Below are 16,684 nucleotides of genomic sequence, written 5' to 3' on the forward strand. Positions count from 1 at the left end.
CGCTCCGACGGCCGCGAACGCGGGCCGTCGTAATTCATCCTATAGCGAATGATTCGATCGGGTTATCGTGGGAGGCGTGACCACCTCCACTCGCGATGCTGCCGGAACGACCCGGCCGGCGCCAGGGGCGCGGGACGCGGTCTTCGCGCAGCTCTCCGACGCCGGCCGCGCCGAACAGGTCGCCCGGCGCCTCGCCGACGCGATCATCCTGGGCGTGCTGACACCGGGGGAGCGGCTGCCCAGCGAGGCCGAGCTCGCCCGCCGGTTCGGCGTCGCGCTTGTGACGGCGCGCGAGGGCCTCGGCATGCTGCGCGAGGCGGGACTGGTCGAGACCCGGCGCGGGCGGGACGGCGGCTCCTTCGTCATGCACCCGGGCGACGGCGACGAGGCGCTGCTCGCTACCCGGCTGCGCGGCCTTTCGCAGGTGGAGCTGAGCGACCTGGCGGTCTACGTGACGGCGATCGCGGCCGGGTGCGCAGATCGCGCCGCGGAGCGCTCGACCGCGACGGATGACGCCCGGCTGGCGGCATGGCTGGACGCAGCCGACTTTACGGGGCCGGCCGCCGCGCGCCGAAACGCCGGTGGCTTCCTGCTGGAGCTCGCCGTGCTCAGCCAGTCGACCCGGCTGGTGCGCGAGCAGATCCGGTTGCAGGCGGAGTTCGGGCCGCTGCTCTGGCTCGGGATGCGCGACGCCGACCTGCGCGCGGGGACGGCGTACTCCGCCCGTGCGATCGCGGACGCGGTCGCCGCGGCGGACGGCGCCGCAGCCCGCGCCGAGGTCAGCGCGCTGCTGGCGCGCGTCGCACGCTGGCTGCTGTCCGCGAAGGCGCGGATCGAGACGGGAGGGACGATCGATGGCTGACGTCATCGCGACGGAGACCAGCGCCGGCCTGGCGGCTGCGGCCGAGCGGGTGAGCGCGCTGTTCGCCCGCATCCAGGACTCCCTGGCCGGCTGGCGCGACACCATCCTGGGCGAGGAGGGCGCAGACGCGGGCACCTCCGCGGCCGCCATCGACGCGACCGTCGGCTCGCTGGTCATCCCGCTGCTGCGCGAGGACGACCCGCTGCTGGTCGGCGCCGGCTTCATCGCCGCGCCCGAGTTCACCGGCGGCGACGACCTGCACTTCTCCTGGTGGCTCGGCCCGCTGGAGGAGAACCCGGTGTTCGGATCGACCTCCGAGCCGAGCCGGCTCGACCTCGCGTCCCGCTCTTACTCCGACTATCTGCGCGACTTCCGCTCGCTGGAGTGGTACAGCATCCCGCAGTCCACCCACCGCACCCACATCACCGGCCCGTACGTCGACCACCTGTGCGCGTGCGACTACATCGTGACCGTCACCTCGCCCGTCGAGCGGGACGGCCGGATGATCGGGGTGGTCGGCGTCGACATCTACGTCAAGCGGTTGGAGCGCGAGCTGCTGCCGGCCCTGCTCGCCGCCGGGCGCCCGGTGGTGCTGGTCAACGAGGCCGGCCGCGCGATGGTCTCGACCGACCCGGCGGTGCTGGTCGGCGACGTGGTGGCGGCGGGCGAGGACGCGGTGCGCTGCGCCGGGACCCCGTTCCGCCTGGTCTAACATCGGAACGACCAGTACGTCCTGCATCGGGGAGCGCCCCCGGCCCATCGTCGACCAGGAGGAACCCCGGTGACTCCCGGCTTCACCCGCTACGCCCCGACCGCCGGCCCGTCGCGCTGGCTTCTCATCGCCGGCCGCCGCTTCGTGGCCTGCGTCGAGAGCACGGTCGCCGACAGCATCGTGGACGCGGTGTGGTGGCTGGCCGACTCCGACCTCGCCACGATCGAGTCCGTCGTCGGCGCGTTCCCGCTCGCGGGCCCGGACAGCGTCCGCTCGTTCGCCGTCGCGGAAATGGGCGAGCCGAACGCCGCGGGCGAGATCGTGGTCACAGCCGTGGTGCGCGGGTCCGCCGCCCTCGACATCTACTCCGTCGGCGGCGCCCGGCGCTTCGGTTCCGGTGGCGTGCAGCCGTGGGTGCTGGCGGAGTTCCGGAACGTCACCGGGCTCGCGGCCGGCGGGGACGACCTCCCCACCGGGCCGGTCGCGCGGCTGTCGCGCGGCTCGCTGCCGATCGGCCTCGGCGTGGTCGACGGTGAGCTGCTGACCTGGTCGAGCGTGCCGATCGAGCGCGTCGAGCGCACCGCCGACCGGACGCCTGTGCCGGCCGAGGACGCAGGCGCAGGCGAGTCGCAGCCTGGGGCGTCCGACGTGGACGAGACGATCATCCGCGCCCGCAACCGCAGCTCCAGCCTGTTCTCGCACGCCGACGTGCCGGACGTCCCGGCGACGGCCGGGCTCGCCGAGTCGCCGGAGGCCGCTCCGGTCGTCCAGCCGGTGCGCGCGGCGCACGAGCTGGCCGGCGCGGTCGACATCGAGGAGCCCGGCGTCGCGACCGAGCGCCCGGACCTGCGCGACACGCCCGGAATCGGCCGGGCGCCGGTGGCGGGCACGAGCGAGCCGCCGAGCGCCGAGACGGAGGTCGCGCCGCCGCAGCAGCGCTTCGAGGTCCGGGTCGTCCCGGGGGACATCATGGCGCTCGACGTGCCCATCGTGATCGGCCGCCGGCCCGCACTCCCACGGGTGGAGTCCGGCGTCGCGCCGCGCCTGATCGCCGTCCAGTCGCCGCAGCAGGAGGTGTCCTCCACACATGTGCGCATCGAGCAGTCGGGGGACGCCGTGGTGGTGACCGACCTGCGCTCGACGAACGGCACCGTCGTGCACCGGCCCAGCGGCGTCGCCGACCGGCTGCGCCCCGGGGAGTCGACCGTCGTCCTCGCCGGAACGGTTGTGGAGATCGGCGACGGTAATATCATCGAGATCACCGCCGTCCCGGCCGGCGGCACCACGGGGACCCCGCGGCCGCTGCCGGAAGCGGACCGTCGAGAAGAAGGACGCGAGTGACCCAGATCGGTCGCACCAACCGGCGCCACACCGTGGTCGTGCCGGGCGGCGCAGACGCGCGCATCAGCCTGTCCTGGGCGGCGCTGTCCGACACCGGCTACCGCCGCAGCGTGAACGAGGACAGCCTCCTGGCGCGCTCGCCGATCTTCGCGGTCGCCGACGGGATGGGCGGCCACACGGCGGGCGACTTCGCCAGCACCGCTGTGGTGACCCGGCTGGCCGAGAAGGTCCGCGTCGACTTCGTGACAGAGGCATCGCTGACCGAGGCGTTGCGCGACGCGGTGGACGACATGGGCCGCGGCGTCGGCCAGACGGACCTCGGCACAGGCACGACCGTGACGGGCATCGCGCTCACGCTGTCGGACGGGTCGCCGTACTGGCTCGTCTTCAACATCGGCGACTCGCGCGTCTACAGCTTCCGCGACGGCACGCTGGAGCAGCTCACCGTGGACCACTCGATCGTCCAGGAGCTGCTCGACGCCGGGGCCATCACCCCGGCGGAGGCGGAGGTCCACCCGCACAGCAACGTCATCACGCGCGCGGTCGGGTTCAACGAGGACCCCGTGCCCGACTACTTCCTGTTCCCGATCGTCGCCGGCTCCCGCCTGCTGGTCTGCTCGGACGGGCTCACCAAGGAGCTCACCGAGCACGGCATCCGCTACTACCTCGGCGAGGGTTCGTCGCCGCTGGACGCCGCGCAGCAGCTCATGGACGCCGCGCTCGGAAACGGCGGACGCGACAATGTGACCGTCGTCGTGGTCGACGTGCTGGCCACCCCGGAGAGCGGATCGCACCGCGAGGGATTCCCGCGCCGGGCCGCCCGCCGGCACTGACGGACGCCCCCTGCACGGGGGACGGCGAGGGCTGATTTGGCCCCCGAGTTGGGGGTAATCGAGATGCCCCCAGTGCGGGTCCGAGCCCCCTGAGGCGCTCCGGCGGCTGCCTACAATTGATGAACGCCTTCGCCCCCGCGAACGCGAACGGCCGATGACGGGAGGAGCTGCTTGGCTCGGCGCTTGCCTTCACAGCCGCCGAACCTCCCTGGCTTCTCGTACGTCAGGGTGCTCGGTTCGGGCGGCTTCGCCGACGTGTTCCTCTACGAGCAGAACATGCCGCGCCGACAGGTCGCGGTCAAGGTCATGCTGGCCGAGGTGGTCACCAGCCAGGTCAAGCAGATGTTCCAGGCCGAGGCCAACCTGATGGCCCAGCTCAGCACGCACCCTTCGATCCTCACCGTGTACCAGGCGAGCGTGTCCGCCGACGGGCGGCCGTACCTGGTCATGGAGCTGTGCTCGTCGGCGATCGGCCAGCGCTACCGCTCCGACCCGCTGCCGGTGCCCGAGGTGCTGAGCATCGGGGTGCGCATCGCGAGCGCGGTCGAGACGGCGCACCGCGCGGGCGTCCTGCACCGCGACATCAAGCCCTCCAACATCCTCACCACCGCGTACGGCCACCCGGTGCTCAGCGACTTCGGCATCGCGGCCACGCTCAGCGAGGCCGACGTGACCGAGGCGATCGGGCTCTCGATCCCGTGGTCGGCTCCGGAGGTGCTGCTCGACGAGACCAGCGGCACCGTCGCCAGCGAGGTGTGGTCGCTCGGGGCGACGATCTACTCGCTGCTGGCCGGACGCTCGCCGTTCGAGCAGCCGGGCAAGGAGAACACCTCCGCCGAGCTGATCCAGCGCATCACCAAGGGCCGCCCGCAGCCGATCGGCCGTCCGGACGTGCCGCCGCGGCTCGAGCAGGTCCTGCTCCGCTCGATGTCACGCAAGCCGTCGGCGCGCCAGCGCAGCGCGCTGGAGCTGATCCGCGAGCTCCAGTCGGTCGAGGCCGAGCTGGGGCTGCCGCAGACGCCGATCGAGGTCGCGATGGACGACTGGGCGCTGGCGACGGCGGACGATCCCGAGGAGCGCACGCGCGTCAAGGGCGTGGTCGCCATCGACCCGGGCTCGGCCCGCCGTCGCAGGCGCCGTTCCGCCCCCGCCGCGACCGGGGCGACCCGCGCGCCCACCCGGACCATCGTCCGGGAGAGCGCAGGCAGCTCGCCCTCGGTCCCTCCCGCGCCGCCGGCCCGCGTCTCGCGCGCCCTCATCGGGGCCCTGGTCGCGTGCTCGATCCTCGTCGTGGTGCTCGCCGTCACGGCCACCGTCGTGCTGGTGCGTGCGAACGCCTCCAGCGACATCCCGACCGTGCGCGACCTCAGTGGCCGGGTCAGCCAGGGCACCATCGTGTTCACCTGGAGCGATCCGGGGCTGGAGAGCGGCGACAGCTATCAGGTGACCGTCGACGACCAGCCGCCGAGCAGTCAGCGCGCGACGGAGTTCCGCGTCGACGCGAAGCCGGGCCAGACCGTCTGCGTGACGGTCACGGTCAACCGTGACGGCAAGAACGGCTCGCCGAGCGGCCAGAAGTGCGTGCAGAGGACCGGCTCGCCATGATCCGCGCCTGGCTCCTGGCACACAAGTCGATCGCGGCCACCGCCCTGAGCGGGACCGTGGTGGCGGCGGTCGTCGCGACGCTCGCCGTGGTGTCAGGCGGCTACAGCGCCCAGCACCTGCAGCTCAACGACGCGGCGGTCTGGGTGGCCAGCGACACCAAGAAGGCGCTCGGCCGCGCCAACACGCAGATCGACTCGCTCAACTCGATCGTGCAGGGCACGGGCGAGGCGCTGGACGTCGTCCAGGACGGTCAGAGCGTGCTGCTCCTGGACAAGGAGGCCAACACCGCGGCCGTCGTCGATCCCGCGACCGCTCAGGCGGGCAAGTCGGTGGCGCTGCCGCCGCGATCGCCGCAGGTCTCCGTCGCGGGGGACAACGTCGCGATGCTGTCGCAGACCACCGGCCAGCTCTGGCTGACGTCGATGCAGCAGCTCGAGCAGTTCAACTCCGGCTCGGCGCCGACGATGGACCTGGGCGGCCGCGCGGTGGGCGCGATGGACCCCTCCGGCGTGCTCTTCGCGTATCAGCCGGACGCGCGCAAGCTGGTGCGGGTCGACTTCGGCGGCCAGCAGCCGGCGACCTCGTCCGAGAAGGTGCCGACGCGCGGGACGGGTGCGCACGTCCAGCTCACGTCGGCGGGCGGCCACTGGGCGCTCTTCGACCCTGATGAGAAGACCCTCTGGGTATCGGGTCGGACGATCGACCTCGCCGCGGCGCTCGGCGAGGACAGCTCCCCGGTCCTCCAGGCGCCGTCGGCGGACGGCAGCGCGGTCTGGATCGCGACCTCCAGCGGTCTCATCCGCGTGCCGCTGGACGGCACGGCGCCGAGACGCGTGCTCGGCACGGTGTCGGGAGCGCCCGCCGCCCCGGCGGTGGTGGGCGGCTGCGCGTACACGGCCTGGAACTCGGGCGCGGTGTGGCACACCTGCTCCACCCCGTCCGCCGGGACCCGCAGCACGCTGAGCCAGGTGCCCTCCGGCGCCGTGCTGTCGTTCCGGGTGAACCGCGCCCGGGTGGTCCTCAACGACGCGAGGTCCGGCGTCTCGTGGGCCGTGCAGAGCGGGAACGCCCGCATCGACAACTGGGACGACCTCGTCGCCAAGAAGACCACGCAGCAACTGGTGGACCAGTCCAAGCAGGACACCACGCCCCAGTACGCCAAGCAGGAGCAGCCGCCGGTCGCGGTGAACGACCAGTTCGGCGCCCGGCCGGGCCGAGTGACACCGCTGCCGGTGCTGCTCAACGACTACGACCCGAACGGCGACGTCCTCACGATCGACTCGTTCACCGCCATCCCCGCCGGCCAGGGCACGATCGAGCTGACCAACTCCGACCAGCTGCTGCAGATCACCCTGCCTGCCACGGCGAGCGGATCGATCGGCTTCGACTACACGATCTCGGACGGACGCGGCGGTACGGCGACGGCGCACGTCACGGTGACGGTCCGCTCGCCGCAGGAGAACTCGCCCCCGGTCTGCGTCCGGCCGGCCAAGGCCGTCGTGCCGGCCGGCGGCCGGGTGACGACGTCGACGCTCAGCGAGTGCTACGACCCGGACGGCGACCCGTTCTACCTGGCAGGCGCGTCCGTGCCGGCGCCGGACACGGTGACCTTCACTCCGCAAGGCCAGGTGGCCTATTCCGACCACGGCCAGGGCGGCGGGCTCAAGGACATCGCCCTCGTGCTCTCCGACGGCCGCGCGGAGGGCACAGGACAGCTCGCCATCACAGTGCAGCCGCCCGGCCAGGTGCCGATCATCGCCGACCCCTTCGCCGTGGTGGCGTACCAGGGCCAGGAGGCCACGATCCGCCCGCTCGACCATGTGCGCGGAGGCAACGGCGTCGTGCGGCTGAGCACGGTGCCCTCCAAAGCGGACGCCACGATCACGCCGGACTACCAGGGCGGCACTTTCCGGTTCTCGTCGGATCAGGCCGGCACCCACAACATCGAGTACTCGGTCACGGACGGCGTGATCACGACGACCGGTCTGGCGCGCATCGAGGTGAAGGCGCCGCCCGGCTCGAACACGTCGCCGATCGCCGTGCCGCACACCGCGTTCATCCGCGAGCAGTCGACGCAGGACGTGGACGTGCTGTCCACCGACATCGACCCCTCCGGCGGCGTCCTGCTGGTGACCGGGCTGACCGATCCCGCCGTGTCGACCGGCGTCAAGGTGCAGATCCTGCAGCAGCGCACCCTGCGCGTCTCGTTGACCCGTCCGCTCGCCGCTCCGGTCGACTTCCACTACCGGCTGAGCAACGGCCTTGCCGACACGGAGGGAACGGTCACGGTCGTCCAGCTCCCGGCGCTGACCGTGCACCAGCCTCCGATCGCCGTCCCGGACTCCGTGGCGGTGCGGGTGAACGACACCGCCGACATCCCCGTGCTCGCCAACGACGTCCAGCCCGACGGCGAGAAGCTGACGCTCGACCCGACCCTCGCGACACCGCTGCCGGCCGGCGCCGGACTGCTGTTCGCCACCGGCGACCACCTGCGGTATCTCGCGCCCTCCAAACCGGGCAACTACGTCGCCGCCTACCGGGTGTACGGGGCCGACGGACAGTGGGCCACCGCCGAGGTGAACATCGCGGTGCGCGAGCGCGACCTCGCCACCAACAACCCGCCGGTGCCGAAGACCGTTACGGCCCGCGTGCTGGCCGGCGACACGGTGCGCATCACCGTCCCGCTCTCCGGCATCGACCCGGACGGCGACTCGGTGCAGTTCGTCGGGCAGGAGACCAACCCGCAGAAGGGCGCGGTCGTCGCCTCCGGGCCCGACTGGATGGACTTCCAGGCCGGCGCCTACGGCGCGGGCACCGACACCTTCACGTACGCGGTCGTCGACGCGCTCGGCGCCCGCGCGACGGGAACGGTCCGTGTCGGTATCGCGCCGCGGGTGGAGGGCGCACGCAACCCGGTCGCCGTCGAAGACGACGTCACGACGCGGCCGGGCCGGACCCTCAACGTGCAGGTGCTGGCGAACGACTCCGACCCCGACGGCAGCCCGCTCAGCGTCACGGCGGTCACCTCCCTGGACGGCAAGGCCAAGGCCAAGATCCAGGGCGACATCGTGGTGGTGAAGGCCCCGCAGCAGGAGGGCGCCTACGGATTCCTCTACACGATCCAGAACCAGCAGGGCGGCACCAGCCAGGCCTTCCTCCGGGTCACCGTCGACAAGAACGCCCCGCCGGCGCGCCCGGTGGTGAGCGACACCGTGCTCGGGCTCTCCGACATCCTCGGCCGGAACACCGTCGACGTGAACGTGCTCGGCAACGTGTTCTTCGCCGACGGCCCGGTGTCGACGCTGAAGCTCTCGGTCGTGTCGGGCTACGGAGGCACGGCGACGGTCACGGCCGGCAAGCGCCTCCACGTCACCATCGGGGCCAAGAGCCAGATCATCCCGTTCAAGGTGGCCAACCCGGAGGACGAGTCGGTCGCAGGGTACGGCTTCGTCCGCGTGCCCGGCTACGACGACGCCCTGCCGCAGCTCAAGCGCGGGGCGCCCAAGCTGACGGTGGTCAGCGAGAAGACGCTCACCATCCACTTGAACGACTACATCGTGGCGATCGGCGGCCGGAAGGTGAAGCTCACCGACGCGGCGACGGTACGGGCGACGCACGCCAACGGCGACGACCTGGTGGTCAACTCCGACACCCTCCAGTACACCTCCACCTCCCGGTACTTCGGCCCGGCGAGCATCTCCTTCCAGGTCACCGACGGCACCAGCGCGACCGACCCGAACGGCAACGTGGCGACCATCGTGCTGCCGATCGATGTGACGCCGCGCGAGAACCAGCCACCGGTGTTCACCGGCGCGCTCATCGACTTCGAGCCGGGGCAGTCGAAGACGGTCGATCTGACCAAGCTGACCAGCTACCCGTACGCCAAGGACCAGAACGAGCTCCAGTACTCGATCCAGAACCCGCGCCCGAGCGGCGTCTCGCTTTCGCTTTCGGGCTCGAAGCTGACCATCTCGGTCGGCGCCGATGTGCAGAAGGGCAGCACGCCGTCGATCTCGATCGGGGTCAAGGACGCCGTCAACGCCGGTCAGGCCGGCCGGATCGACCTCAACATCGTGCCGTCGACGCGGCCGCTTGCCAGCCCGCAGCCGGACCGGGTGATCGCCCCGCGCGGCCAGACGACGACGGTCGATGTGCTGGCGAACGACGCCGCAACGAACCCGTTCCCCGGCAAGCCGCTGCGCGTGATCGCCGTGCGCGGGCTGGGCGGGGCCCTCCCGGCGGGCGTCTCGATCACGCCGAGCACCGACAACTCGGTGCTGCAGGTCACGGTCTCCAGCACCGCGGCGCCGCAGGACACCACCCTGCAGTACGAGGTCGCCGACGCGACGAACGACCCGGACCGCTACACCTGGGGCACGGTCATCATCTCGGTGCAGGACCGGCCTGCGCCGGTCTCCAATGTGCAGGTCGGGGCGATCGGCGACCGCAGCCTGACGCTGAGCTGGACGCCCGGCGCGTTCAACAACTCGCCGATCACCGGCTTCCAGGTCACCATGTCCAGCGCGGCCACCGGGGCGGTCCTCGGGACCACGCAGTGCACCACCACGGTGTGCGCGATCACCACGCCGGGCAATGGTCCGCAGAACGCCGTCGTCCTGGCCGTGCAGGCCCGCAACGCGCTCGGCCTGTCCGACCCGACCGACTACGTCGAGCCGGTCTGGTCGGACGTCATTCCGAACGCTCCGGCCAACGTCAACTGGACGCCGCTGGACCACGGCCTCCGGATCAGCTGGAACCGGCCGGCCGACGCGCCGGGGGCGAGCCCGATCACGTCCTACGTCGTCACCGTCGGCGGCCTCGTCAACGCCGTCCAGGTCTCGTCGGCCGACAGCGGGAGCTACGCGCTCAACGTCACGGACCCGGGGATCGCGAACGGCGTGGCGCTCGGCTTCACCGTGTCGAGCCGCAACGCCTTCTACCAGGGCAGGACGACCTGGAACCAGACTGCGGGGAGCGGTGTGCCCGCCGGGGCGCCGGTGCTGACCGGCACGGCGCCGAGCGCGGCGCCCGACAACACGGACGGCTCGAGCGCCACGCTGTCCTGGCCGAGCGTCTTCGGCGCCAACGGCAAACCGATCACCGACTACTACGCCGCCGTCTTCCAGGGCGGCGCGGAGCCGGGCTGCAGCGTGACCGGGGTGGACACCGGCAACCCGGTGCTGCACGTCGATCCCACGTCGTCCTCGTTCATCCACACGGGAGGCCAGAGCACGACCTTCACCGGGCTGCAGGCCAACCAGACGTACAGCTTCGTCGTCTACGCCTACAACGGCCAGGGCTGCACCGCGAGCGCGGTCGTCTCGGCGACCCAGCGCCTGCAACCGGGCGCGGTGCGGAACGTGACGGTCACCGGCCCGACGCCGAGCTCGTCGACCACCTGGGACTACCACGCCGCGGTCGACTACCAGACCGGCAGCGGCTCCAGCCCGGTGATCAGCTACCAGCTCCTCAGCGGCGGGTCGGTGGTGGACGGCGGGCAGCTCTCCGGCACGACCGGCAGCGTCGCCGGGAGCGGCACCGGGCACTACGGCGTCCCGCTCACGCTGAGCATCACGAACATCTGCGAGACCTATCCCGACGGCTCCCAGCTCTGCACCCCGCAGAACTTCACGAAGCCCCTGGGGGTCGCGGTCAACACCGCGATCGCCGGCCAGCGCTTCGACCAGGCGACCGGGACCTTCAGCTGGACGGCCTGGCCGACCGGACCGGGCTACACCCGCGTGACGTACAGCTGCGGCGGCCCCGAGGTCGACATGCCGCCGGCCGGTCAGACCGCGCTCTGTGTCGTGGACCCCGGCACGGCAAACCCGGCGCTCGCGGTGAAGGTCTACGCCAACGGCGACACGTACAGCACGTCCTACCCAGCCTCAGGTATGCCATGAGCGACGCCAGGCATACTGAGGACGGCGCGCGCGCAGGCGCCGCGCTGCTCACGCACACCGAGATCGAGGACCCCCGACTCGGGAGATCCCAGAGAGGCGACAGCATGACGATGACCCCCGAGCAGGCCGGCTGGTTCTCGGGCGTGTTCGACCGCCTCGTGCAGAACATCGACCGCGTGCTCCTCGGCAAGTCGCACGTCATCCGCCTCGCCCTGGTCGCGCTGCTGAGCGAAGGCCACCTGCTGCTGGAGGACTTCCCCGGCACAGGCAAGACCTCGCTCGCCCGCGCGATGGCCGAGAGCGTGCGCGGCACCACCAACCGCGTGCAGTTCACGCCCGACCTCCTGCCCGGCGACATCACCGGCGTGAACATCTACGATCAGCGCACCGGCGCGTTCGAGTTCCACCGCGGGCCCGTGTTCGCCAACATCGTGCTGGCCGACGAGATCAACCGCGCCTCGCCGAAGACCCAGTCGGCGCTCCTGGAGGTGATGGAGGAGCAGCAGGTCACCGTCGACGGCGTGCGCCACACGGTCGGCGAGCCGTTCATGGTCATCGCGACCCAGAACCCGATCGAGCAGGCGGGCACCTACCGGCTGCCGGAGGCGCAGCTCGACCGCTTCCTGATGAAGGCCTCGATCGGCTACCCGGATCACGAGGCCACGCTCCGCATCCTGGAGGGCGCCGAGCGGCGTGCCCACGAGATCGTCGTCCCCGAGGTCATCTCCGCCGAGACCGTCACCGAGATGGCGGACCTGGCGCGCGGCGTGCACGTGGACCCGACGATCAACGACTACGTGTCCCGGTTGGTCGACGCCAGCCGCTCGGCCGACGAGATCCGGCTCGGTGTCAGCGTCCGCGGCGCGCTCGCGCTCGTCCGTGCCGCCAAGACGCTCGCGGCGGCGTCCGGTCGGTACTACGTGACCCCGGATGACGTGAAGGCTCTGGCCGAGCCCGTGCTCGCGCACCGTCTGGTGCTCGACCCGGAGGCCGAGTTCGAGGGCGTCACCGCCTCCAGCGTCGTCGGTCAGCTCCTCATCGAGGTCCCGCCGCCCAGCGATCGGGCCGCCGTGTGACCAGCACCGTCACCCGCACCCAGGTCGAACTCACCAACGCGCGCGCCCGCATCGTCGGCGAGCGCGACGGCGCGCTGGCCGACGCCATCGTGTGGGTGGTGCGCACCGGCTCGGCCGCCGGCCGGGCTGTCGCGGCGGCGGCGCGGGCGCTCGGCGCGGTGATCACGCCGCTCGGCTGGTCCCTGTTCGCGGTGACCGTCCTCGCGCTGGTGGCCGGCTACGTCCTCGGCTGGACGGAGGCGGTGGTCGTGGGCTGGATGGCCGTGGCGCTGCTGCTGATCGCGTCGATCTACCTCGTGGGCCGGCTCGCGTACGACGTCGGCCTGGCTCTCCCGACCAACCGTGTCGTGGTCGGCGATCGGGCCCCGGGCGAGGTCACGGTGCGGAACCCGGCCAGGCGGCGGCTCCCCGGCGTGCGCGTGGAGGTGCCGGTCGGGGCGGGCCTCGCCGAGTTCGCGGCGCCGGCGCTCGCGAGCGGCGACGAGCACTCCGACGTCTTCGTGGTGCCGACCAGCCGGCGCGGGATCGTTCCGATCGGGCCGGTGCGGACCGTGCGCGCCGACCCGATCGGGCTGCTGCGGCGCGAGCTGGTGTGGGCCGAGTCGCTCGACCTGTTCGTGCACCCGCGCACCATCGCCATCCCGAGCATGAGCACCGGGTTCGTGCGCGACCTCGAGGGCGCGCCGACTCGCGACCTGACCCAGTCCGACGTCGCCTTCCACGCCCTGCGCGAATACATGCCGGGCGACGAGCGGCGCAACATCCACTGGAAGAGCACCGCCAAGACCGGCAGCTACATGGTGCGGCAGTTCGAGGAGACCCGGCGCAGCCACCTCCTCGTCGCCCTGAGCCTGTCGGCGGCGGACTACGCCACAGAGGCGGAGTTCGAGCTGGCGGTCAGCGCCACCGGGTCGCTCGGCGTGCGTGCGATGCTCGACTCGCGCACGGTCTCCGTCGTCGCGAGCGCCGAGACGCCCGACTTCGCCAAGCGCGTGCTGTTCAGCGCCCGGCGGCTGAGCACCGTCGGCCGCGGCCGCCTCCTGGACGACCTGGCGGGGGTGGAGACGGCCGAGTCCGCGCTCCGGCTGCCCGAGCTCGCCCAGGTCGCCAGCGAGGACGCCGCCGGCATCTCCATCGCGTTCCTGCTCTGCGGCTCGACCGTGACGGCGACCCAGCTCCGCTCGGCGGCGGCGCACTTCCCGCTCGGCGTCGACGTGGTGGCGATCGTGTGCGACGAGGGCGCGGTGCCGAGCCTGCGCAGGGTCGCGGACCTCAGCGTGCTGACCATCGGCTACCTGGAGGACCTCCAGCGCAGCCTCGCGAAGCGGCTCGCGACGTGATCGGCCGGCTGCCCTGGCGGTCCGCCGCGCTCGACACCGCGTTCGCTCTGGCGGCGGTGGCCCTGGCCGCGTGGTCGTTCTGGCCGGTCTACCAGGCCGGCGCGTTCGTCACGATGCTGGTGGCGACGCTGGTCCTCGGCGGCGCTGTCGGCGTGCTCGGCGCGACCTTCCGCTGGCCCAGCATTGTCGTGGCGGGCGTCGTCGTCCTCGTCTATCTGGCGACCGGCGTACAGCTCGCCGTGCCGAGCCTGGCGACCGGGGGCCTGCTCCCGAGCGGGGCCGGCTTCCTGAGCCTGGTGCAGGGGACCTGGCTCTCCTGGAAGCAGCTCGTCACGATCTCGGTGCCCGTCGGGTCGTACGAGGCGCTGCTGGTGCCCGCGTTCATCCTCGTGCTCCTGGCCTCTGTGATCGCGACGAGCGTCGCGCTGCGGTCGTCGCTTCCCGAGCTCGCCGGCATCCCACCGGTCGTCGTGCTGATCGCCGGGATCGCCTTCGGCTCGTCCGTGACCCCGGCCCCGCTCTGGCTGGTGATCACCCTGTTCGCGCTCCTGCTGGTGTGGAACCTCCGGTTGCGCCTGCGCAGGCGGACCGCCGCGGTGCGCACGCTGCGCCAGCAGAGCGGACTCACCGTCGAGAGCCGCCGCGAGCGCGGCTCGACGGTGATGCTGACGGCCTCGGGGGCAGCCGTGATGCTGGCCGTGGCCGCGGCGGTCGGCATCGGCGCGACTGCCCTCGTGCCGCCCGCGGGGCAGCGCCAGGTGGTGCGGACCGCGGTCGAGCAGCCGTTCGATCCGCGTGCCTATCCGAGCCCGCTGACCGGGTTCCGGTCGTACTTCGAGCCGGGCACGGCCTCCCAGCCGATGCTGAGCGTGTCCGGCCTGCCCACCTCCGGGCGGATCCGCGTCGCGACACTCGACACCTACGACGGGGTCACCTACTCGGTCGGCAGCGAGAAGGTCACCAGTGCCTCCGGCTCCTTCGCGCGGCTGCCGTACCGGCTCGACCAGGGCGGGACCAAGGGCGACCCGACCCAGCTGACGGTGACCGTGCGCGGCTACCGCGGGCCCTGGGTGCCCGGTTCCGGCCAGCTCGAGCAGATCCAGTTCTACGGCCCGCACGCCGCGAACCTGTCCGGCGCGTACTTCTACAACGATGTGACCGGCACCGGCGCCGTGATGGCCGCGCTGCACGACGGCGACACGTACGTGGCCGACTCGGTCACGCCGCCGGCGCTGACCGCCGCGCAGCTCGCGAAGGTGGAGCCGGGTTCGGACTCGGTGCCGCGCCCGGCGGTCGTGCCCGACGAGCTCCAGTCGACCCTGCAGAAGTACACCGCCGGCGTCACCGGAGCGGGGCCGAAACTCGCCGCCGCGCTGAAGGGGCTGCAAGCCGACGGCTACCTCTCGCACGGCGTCGGCCCGAACGAGCCGGCCAGCCGCTCCGGGCACGGCGCCGACCGGATCACCGAGCTGCTGACGGACGTGCCGATGCTGGGGGACCAGGAGCAGTACGCCGTCACGGCCGCTCTCATGGCGCGCCAGCTCGGCTTCCCGGCCCGCGTGGTGATGGGTTTCGTCGCGCCCGCGGATGCCAGAGGCGCCGTCACCCTGCTCGGCTCGGACGCCTCGGCGTGGATCGAGGTGCAGACCACCGCCGGCTGGGTCACGGTCGACCCCACGCCGCCCGTGCGCCCCGTGCCGCCGAAGCAGCCGCAGCAGCCGACCGAGATCTCCCGACCGCAGACCAATGTGCAGCCTCCGGTCGACGACACGCCCAAGCAGAACGAGGAGCCGCCGAACGCGCAGGTCGACAGTACGAACCCGCCGGCGCCCAACCCGGTGCTGGAGGCGATCCTGGCGATCCTGACGGTCATCGGCTGGACGCTGCTGGTCCTCGCGGTCGTCGCGGCGCCGTTCCTCGCCGTCATCGCGGCGAAATGGCGCAGACGTTCGCTGCGCAGGTCGGCGCCGACCGCGGCCGAGCGGATCGTCGGCGGCTGGCGCGAGTTCGCCGACGCCGCCGTCGATCACGGCTACGACCGCCCGCCCGCCGCCACCCGGCTCGAGTTCGCCACCACCATCGGCGGCTCCCGGGCGGCGGCGCTCGCGCAGGTCGCCGACCGCGCGGTGTTCAGCCCCGTCGAGCCCACCCGTGCGGAGGCGGACTCCGTGTGGAAGGCCGTGGACGACCTCCGCAGTCAACTCGATCGGCGCGACACGCGGTGGAAGCGGTGGCTCGCGGCGGTCTCGCTGCGTTCGCTCGGATACCGTGGGAGGACGGGAGAGAGGACGAGCAGGCGATGAAGTGCCGGGTGTGCGGAGCGGAGCTCACGGAAGGAACGCTGTTCTGCGGCAACTGCGGGAGCTCGGTGACCGCGTCGCGCGTGCGGCCGCCGGAGGTCGCGGACCCCCGGCCGTCGGACACCTCGATCGTCGCGCCGCTCGCCAAACCGCCGGTGGCGCGTCCGAAGCCCGCGGTCGCCGGACGGTTCCCGGGCGGGATCGAACTGGACGAGGACGGCCTGCCGCCGACCGAGGCGATCGACGTCGTGCCACTCGACAGCGCGCCGCCCGCGCCTCCGGCCCCGCGCGTGCGTACGTACCGGCTGAGCTTCTCGACGGGGGAGTCGGTGGAGGTCCGCGGGAGCGGCCTCGTCGGCCGCCGTCCGATCACCCAGCCGGGCGAGCACGTCGACCAGCTCGTCGCGATCTCCGACCCGGCCAGGAGCGTGTCCAAGACGCACCTGGAGTTCGGGCTGGAGGGCGAGGACCTGTGGATCTGCGACCGCTACTCCGGCAACGGCACGGTCGCGCGCCCGCTCGGCGGCGTCGCGCGGCAATGCGAGGCCGGACGGCGCTATCGGGTCGAGCGGGGCACCCGGGTCGACATCGGCGACCAGTGGTTCGATGTGAGCTGAGCTTCGATGTGAGCTGAGCTTCGACGTGAGCTGAGTCTCGACGTGAGCTGAGCTTCGACGTGAGCTGAGCGGCTCCCCGCCCAGCCCACGTCGTG

10 protein-coding genes are annotated in these 16,684 nt (G+C 72.3%); all 10 read left to right on the plus strand.

Going from position 1 to position 16,684, the window contains the following annotated elements; translation table 11 throughout:
- The first annotated feature begins 76 nt into the window (after positions 1 to 76).
- The 10 genes from AC1ROW_RS01795 (at position 77) to AC1ROW_RS01840 (ending at position 16,589) form a co-directional block, all read left to right on the plus strand.
- Entirely contained in the window at positions 77 to 862 is a 786-nt protein-coding gene (locus AC1ROW_RS01795) for a FadR/GntR family transcriptional regulator (protein WP_493017152.1), read from the plus strand.
- Entirely contained in the window at positions 855 to 1,574 is a 720-nt protein-coding gene (locus AC1ROW_RS01800; RefSeq protein ID WP_493017153.1) for a cache domain-containing protein, read from the plus strand. Before AC1ROW_RS01795 ends, AC1ROW_RS01800 begins: the two co-directional genes overlap by 8 nt.
- Before the next feature lie 69 nt (positions 1,575 to 1,643).
- Positions 1,644 to 2,915 carry an FHA domain-containing protein gene (locus tag AC1ROW_RS01805; RefSeq protein ID WP_493017154.1) on the plus strand — a complete coding sequence of 424 codons (1,272 nt, stop codon included), beginning with the start codon at positions 1,644 to 1,646 and terminating at the stop codon, positions 2,913 to 2,915.
- Positions 2,912 to 3,748 (plus strand): PP2C family protein-serine/threonine phosphatase, encoded by an 837-nt coding sequence (locus tag AC1ROW_RS01810; RefSeq protein WP_493017155.1) that lies wholly within the window; start codon positions 2,912 to 2,914, stop codon positions 3,746 to 3,748. Before AC1ROW_RS01805 ends, AC1ROW_RS01810 begins: the two co-directional genes overlap by 4 nt.
- A gap of 183 nt (positions 3,749 to 3,931) precedes the next feature.
- Complete coding sequence (locus AC1ROW_RS01815; RefSeq protein ID WP_493017156.1) at positions 3,932 to 5,353, plus strand: serine/threonine-protein kinase; 1,422 nt, start codon at positions 3,932 to 3,934, stop codon at positions 5,351 to 5,353.
- Positions 5,326 to 11,256: an Ig-like domain-containing protein gene (locus AC1ROW_RS01820; protein ID WP_493017157.1), complete on the plus strand. Its 5,931-nt coding sequence runs from the start codon at positions 5,326 to 5,328 to the stop codon at positions 11,254 to 11,256. Before AC1ROW_RS01815 ends, AC1ROW_RS01820 begins: the two co-directional genes overlap by 28 nt.
- Positions 11,257 to 11,360: 104 nt before the next feature.
- Entirely contained in the window at positions 11,361 to 12,332 is a 972-nt protein-coding gene (locus AC1ROW_RS01825) for an AAA family ATPase (RefSeq protein WP_493017158.1), read from the plus strand.
- Positions 12,329 to 13,672, plus strand: a complete 1,344-nt coding sequence (locus tag AC1ROW_RS01830; RefSeq protein WP_493017159.1) for a DUF58 domain-containing protein — start codon at positions 12,329 to 12,331, stop codon at positions 13,670 to 13,672. The genes AC1ROW_RS01825 and AC1ROW_RS01830 overlap by 4 nt, the downstream gene beginning before the upstream one ends.
- Positions 13,669 to 15,975, plus strand: coding sequence for a DUF4129 domain-containing protein (locus AC1ROW_RS01835; RefSeq protein WP_493017160.1), 2,307 nt, complete (start codon positions 13,669 to 13,671; stop codon positions 15,973 to 15,975). The genes AC1ROW_RS01830 and AC1ROW_RS01835 overlap by 4 nt, the downstream gene beginning before the upstream one ends.
- Entirely contained in the window at positions 15,972 to 16,589 is a 618-nt protein-coding gene (locus tag AC1ROW_RS01840) for a zinc ribbon domain-containing protein (RefSeq protein WP_493017161.1), read from the plus strand. Before AC1ROW_RS01835 ends, AC1ROW_RS01840 begins: the two co-directional genes overlap by 4 nt.
- The last annotated feature ends 95 nt before the right edge of the window (positions 16,590 to 16,684 follow it).

This window comes from Leifsonia sp. GW821-FHT13C09, from assembly GCF_058806435.1.

What these genes read in the sequence shown, in the direction of transcription:
- AC1ROW_RS01800 (WP_493017153.1), top strand. Translation starts at nt 855, where the DNA reads ATGGCTGACGTCATCGCGACGGAGACCAGCGCCGGCCTGGCGGCTGCG.
- AC1ROW_RS01840 (WP_493017161.1), top strand. Translation starts at nt 15,972, where the DNA reads ATGAAGTGCCGGGTGTGCGGAGCGGAGCTCACGGAAGGAACGCTGTTC.
- AC1ROW_RS01825 (WP_493017158.1), top strand. Translation starts at nt 11,361, where the DNA reads ATGACGATGACCCCCGAGCAGGCCGGCTGGTTCTCGGGCGTGTTCGAC.